Here is a 2,597-nt window from a genome sequence, read left to right as displayed (position 1 = left end):
GACGGAAGTCGACTATCAGCCGGTCGCCAAGGCCGCCAAGCCCTGGCGGATTTGCGCTTCCTATCCGCATCTGAAGGATTCCTACTGGGTCAGCGTCAACTACGGCATGGTCGAGCAGGCGCGCTCGGCGGGCGTCAAGCTGACGGTCGTGGAAGCTGGTGGCTATCCCAATCTCGAGCGGCAGATCGAACAGATCCGGACCTGCAGCGCTACTGCCGACGCGCTCATCGTCGGTACGGTTTCTTATGAAGGGTTGACGCCGACCATCAAAGAAATTGCCCGCCGCATCCCGGTCATTGCCACGGTCAATGACATTGACGACGCTGGGATCACTGCGAAGTCGGGCGTCTCCTGGGAAGAAATGGGCCAGTCGATCGGCGCCTATCTCGCCCGCCTTCATCCGGTAGGGACCATGCCGGTCAAGGTGGCATGGTTTCCCGGGCCCAAGGGTGCGGGCTGGGTCAAGTTCGTTGAAGCAGGATTCCAGCTGGCGCTGAAGCAGAGTTCGGCCCAGATYGCCGCCGTCAAATGGGGCGACACGGGGCTCGAGATCCAGCTGCTGCTGATCGAGGAACTGCTCGAGACGCAGCCCGATATCGACTACATCGTCGGCAGCGCGCCGACCGCAGACGCTGCCGTCAGTATCCTCAGGGCCCAGGGCCGGGCGAACCACATCCAGATCCTGGCCGACTACTTCACCCATGGTACATTCCGGGAAATCAACCGGGGCAAGGTTGTGGCAGCACCCACGGATTCGCCGCCGCTGCAAGGCCGCATTGCCATCGACCAGGCGATCCGGGCGATCGAAGGCACGCTTAGCTATCGCCATGTCGGCCCGCCGCTCCAAGTGATCGACCGGACCAATGTTCAGTCGCTCGATCTAGAGCGGAGCCTCGCGCCGGCCTGGTTCAAGCCGACCTTCGAGGTCCAGTGAGGCGGCGTGCCGCTGTCCGGTCACAACTTTTCACATAACGCTTGCTGATTTTTACTTATCTCGGCGGACTGGTTCACAGCCGGCAAGTAGTCTGTTTCGATCATCTGCCTCGCGCAGGTTGCTGCATGGAGGCCGTGATGGCTATGACGGACGCTTCATACCCCGCCGTGACGGCTGGTCCGCCGCGGCCGAGCCTGATCCTGCAGCCCGGGCTGCTTATGCCYGGCACGGAGCGCTATCACGTGCCCGGCTTGGGTGCGGTRCTGTTTGAGGTCGAGGCCGGCGACAGGATCACCATCCGCAATGCCGARGGCGGCCAGSCTTGCGAGCTTGTSGCSWTCGAYAAGAGTGGCCGCGCTGATCCAGRTATTCTRGGSRCGCGTGCAAACAGCGATGCTTCGGGGCTGAAGGCGCTGCTGGTCAATRGCGACGACAGCCTGCAGACCTTCCGCGCCRGGCTCGCGCGACGCAAGCTCGATCTCGGCCGCGCTGAGGCCGTGCGCTTCTTCGATGGCRCGACGCCGGCGGGGACGGAAGAAAGCTTCACCGTMGCCCGCGACGGCTCGCTTGTGGTGGCTGCCCCKGGTGTGCYKATGGCCATCGACAGCCATGACACMKCRACGCCYTTGGTGGTGATGGTCAAGCGCGCAACCATCCGCCCGGCYGGCCGCTCSGACCTGCCYGATCCGCTTGCCGATCCGGTGCTTGATMTCCGGGTCAAGTCGAAGACGGCGGAGTCGTTTTTCGTCAAGGCMGGCGACTACATCCAGATCATCGATGTCGATGGCCGCCAGTGCACCGATTTCCAGTGCTTTTCAGCCCGCAAGCTCGACAAGGGCCGCGATCTGGCGCTYGACGTCACMGCMACSCGTTCGCTGATGGGCCATGCCTATCCRATGCCGGGCCTGCACGCCAAATATTACGACCAGGATTTCGAGCCGCTGGTCGAGGTGATCCAGGACACCTGCGGCCGCCACGATGCCTTYGCGCTYGCCTGCTACGCCAAATATTACGACGACATCGGTTATCCCGGCCACATCAACTGCTCGGAGAACTTTAATGGCGCGCTCGCCGACAAGGGCGTCAATGCCCGCGCCGGYTGGATGGCGGTCAACTTCTTCTTCAACACCGGCATCGATGCSCATGGCGTGATGTTCTCSGACGAACCCTGGTCCAGGCCCGGCGACTATGTGTTGCTCAGGGCGCTGACCGACATCGTTTGCGTCTCATCCGCCTGTCCCGAYGACACCACCCCRGCCAATGGCTGGAACCTCAGCGACATCCACGTCCGGACCTATTCCGGCCAGCATAAATTCTCGCGCGCGATCGCCAGACGCACGACCCCGGAGGCCGAAGCCAAAATGACCCGTGAGACCGCCTTCCATTCAAGCTTTGCCAAGCACACCCGCAACTTCATCGAATACAAGGGKTTCTGGCTRCCGCAGGAMTTCGCYAAGGAAGGTCCGATCGAGGAATATTGGGCCTGCCGCCAAAAGGCGGTGGTGATGGATCTGTCGGCACTGCGCAAGTTCGAGGTGACGGGACCGGATTCCGAAGCGCTGTTGCAATACACGCTGACCCGCGACGTCAAGAAGCTCGGTGTTGGCCAGGTCGTCTACACCGCCATGTGCTACGAGCATGGCGGCATGATCGACGACGGCAC

General features: G+C 62.4%; 2 protein-coding genes. Both read left to right on the top strand.

The window, feature by feature from the left end:
* Positions 1-934: TMAO reductase system periplasmic protein TorT (gene torT / locus AC1DUU_RS29015; protein WP_476786782.1), on the top strand; the 934-nt coding region annotated here is incomplete at its 5' end.
* Positions 935-1,077: 143 nt separating this feature from the next.
* On the top strand, positions 1,078-2,597 hold a 1,520-nt coding region (locus tag AC1DUU_RS29010; RefSeq protein WP_476786783.1), incomplete at its 3' end, for a DUF1989 domain-containing protein.

The organism is Aminobacter sp. P4_H6_2 (assembly GCF_056400805.1).
This window is presented reverse-complemented; position numbering and strand designations above follow the sequence as displayed.